This window comes from Gordonibacter pamelaeae 7-10-1-b (assembly GCF_000210055.1).
Classification (GTDB): domain Bacteria; phylum Actinomycetota; class Coriobacteriia; order Coriobacteriales; family Eggerthellaceae; genus Gordonibacter; species Gordonibacter pamelaeae.
Genome location: NC_021021.1, coordinates 1,734,990 through 1,737,254, shown reverse-complemented (window position 1 = coordinate 1,737,254; position 2,265 = coordinate 1,734,990). Strand labels below are relative to the sequence as shown.

Genomic DNA, 2,265 nt, shown 5'->3' with positions numbered 1-2,265 from the left:
CGGCGAAGCGCATGCCCTCGGCCACGGCGGCGCCGTGCGAGAACGTGCCGTAGCCCGCGAGCGCCTCCACGGCATGCCCGAGCGTGTGGCCGTAGTTCAAGCACTCGCGCACCCCGCGGCTCTCGGTCTTGTCCTCGGCCACGACGTCGGCCTTGAACACGACGCAGCGGGCGATGGCCTCGGACACGACGGCCTCCTCGCGCGCCGCGAGGGCATCGGCGGCCTCCACCAGCCAGAAGAAGAACTCGTCGGAGTCGATGACGGCCGATTTCGCCACCTCGGCGCAGCCGCACGCCCATTCGCGCTCGGGCAGCGTGGAAAGCGTTCCGGTGTCGGCGCACACGTACGCCGGCTGCTTGAACGTGCCCACGAGGTTCTTGCCGGCCGTGAGGTTCACGCCCGTCTTGCCCCCCACCGACGAGTCCACCATCGAGAGCAGCGTGGTGGGCACCTGCACGAGCGTCACGCCGCGCATGTACGTGGAGGCGGCGAACCCGGCCAGGTCGCCCACCACGCCGCCGCCGAGTGCCACCACCGCGCAGTCGCGGCCGAGCGAAAGATGTGCCATGGCCTCCCATATCTCGCCCGCCACCTCGACCGACTTCGTGTCCTCGCCCGCCGGGACCACGATATCCGGCACGCGGAAGCCCGCGGCCGCAAGCGACTCCCTCGCCCGGTCGCGGTAGAGCGGGGCCACGTTCTCGTCGGTGACGACCAACACGCGCTCCGCCTGCTCGAGCGACGGGACGCCGCGCATGCGCGCACCCAGCGCATCGAGCACGCCGGTGCCGATGCGCACGTCGTACGCCTCCTCGCCGGGAATGTTCACGATCACTTTCGTTGCCACAGGATTCCCTCCCTCTCCAACACGCCGCGCACCTCGCGCGCGATGGCCGCCACGCTCTTGCCGGACGTGTCCACCACGGCGTCGGCCACGTCCTCGTACAGCGGCAGGCGCGCCTCGATGGTCGCCCGCGCCGTGTCGAGGTCGCGGAACAGGGGGCGCGTGGACACATCGCTGATGCGCGAGGCCGCCTCGTCGGCGGTGACCTGCAGGTACACCACATATCCCCGCTCGGCCAAAATGGCGCGGTTCTCCGGCCGCAGCACCGCGCCGCCGCCGCAGGACACGAGCAGCGGCTCCTTCTCGGCCAGCTCGCGCAGCACGTCGGTCTCTATGGCGCGGAACGCGTCCTCGCCCGCCTCGGCGAAGAGCTCCCGCACGCGCTTGCCCTCGCGACGCTCCAGGTAGGTGTCCATGTCGACCGAGGCGATGCCGCACGTGCGCGCGAGCTTGCGGGCCACGGACGTCTTGCCCGCGCCCATGAAGCCCACGAAGAACACCGGCTTCGCCAGCTCGGACACGATGCGCGCGGGGCGGTTCTGCGAAGGCAGGCTCGTTGCGCTCATGCGCGTCACCGGGACAGCGTCCGCAGGCGCTGCCGGTAGGACTTCACGGCGGCCTTGATGTCGGTCATGTTGTCGTGCCCGAACTTCTCCAGGTAGGCGTCGGCCAGCACGATGGCCACCTCTGCCTCGGCCACCACGGCGCAGGCCGGCACGGCGCACACGTCGCTGCGCTCGCGCGAGGCCTCCTCGGGCTCAAGCGTGTCCAGGTTCACCGTGGCCAGCGGCGTCATGAGCGTGGGGATGGGCTTCATGGCCGCCGTCACGATGAGCGGCATGCCCGTGGTCATGCCGCCTTCCAGGCCGCCCGCGTTGTTGCGGGTGCGCGTGAAGCCGGCCTTGGGGTCCAGCTCGATGGGATCGTGCACCTGCGAGCCGGGACGGCGCGCCGCCTGGAAGCCCAGGCCGAACTCCACGCCCTTGATGGCCGGGATAGAGAACAGCGCCCCTCCGATGCGGCCGGTCAGGCGCTCGCCTGCCGTGGCGTAGCCGCCCACGCCGGGCAGCAGGCCTGTGGCCACGACGCGGAACGTGCCGCCCAGGCTCTCCCCCGCCGCGCGCGCGGCGTCGATGGCGGCCTTCATGGCCTCGGTGGCCTCCTCGTCCGGGCAGCGCACGTCGGAGAGCTCGATGTCGAGCGGCTTGTAGTCGGGCGCGGCGAGCATCGGGTCGTCCTCGTCGAGCGACACGTCGCCGATGGAGGCCACATAGGAGAACACCTCCACCCCGAGCTCGGCCAAAAACTCGCGGGCGATGCCGGCGGCGGCGACGCGCGCCGCCGTCTCGCGGGCGCTCGCGCGCTCGAGGATGTTGCGGCAGTCGTCGGTGTTCGTCTTGAGGGCGCCCACGAGGTCGGCA

The 2,265-nt window shown here is 71.4% G+C and carries 3 protein-coding genes; all 3 read right to left on the bottom strand.

The window, feature by feature from the left end; translation table 11 throughout:
* A partial coding sequence (aroB, locus tag GPA_RS08065; RefSeq protein ID WP_049784071.1) for a 3-dehydroquinate synthase occupies positions 1-847 on the bottom strand: 847 nt, incomplete at its 3' end.
* Entirely contained in the window at positions 832-1,410 is a 579-nt protein-coding gene (locus GPA_RS08060; RefSeq protein WP_231847605.1) for a shikimate kinase, read from the bottom strand. The genes aroB and GPA_RS08060, both read right to left, overlap by 16 nt.
* A 5-nt stretch (positions 1,411-1,415) precedes the next feature.
* A partial coding sequence (gene aroC, locus GPA_RS08055; protein WP_041239305.1) for a chorismate synthase occupies positions 1,416-2,265 on the bottom strand: 850 nt, incomplete at its 5' end.